Source organism: Treponema sp. R6D11, from assembly GCF_054786075.1.
This window is the reverse complement of record NZ_BDHD01000899.1, coordinates 1-346: the sequence shown is the minus strand read 5'-3', so window position 1 is coordinate 346 and position 346 is coordinate 1. Positions and strand designations below refer to the sequence as shown.

General features: G+C 38.7%; 1 pseudogene. It reads left to right on the top strand.

Annotated elements, in window-relative coordinates:
• Positions 1–247, top strand: a pseudogene (locus ACYVTD_RS16725) (invertase); the annotation flags it as partial.
• Positions 248–346: the final 99 nt, after the last annotated feature.

Here is a 346-nt window from a genome sequence, read left to right as displayed (position 1 = left end):
ACGGACAAAAGAGGCGCTCGCCCGTAGACGAGCAGAAGGAGTTATACTTGGGCGTCCCATGGGCAGGAAATCATCCCATGTAAAACTTTCAGGAAATGAAAAAGAGATACAAACACTCCTTGATAAACATACTTCAAAAAGTGCTATTGGGAGGATATTCGGTGTAAACAGAATGACTGTTGATTCATTTATGAAAACAAGGATGCCGAGGAAACAAAAAAAGAAAAAATACAAGCGTGTAAAATAAACCAAGTAAATGAACTTCTGCAACTGATAGTTGCAGAAGTTAGTATGTAGAGACATATTGCGTTAATCATTCACGCTTTTTTCCCCTTTGTGTCCTTTG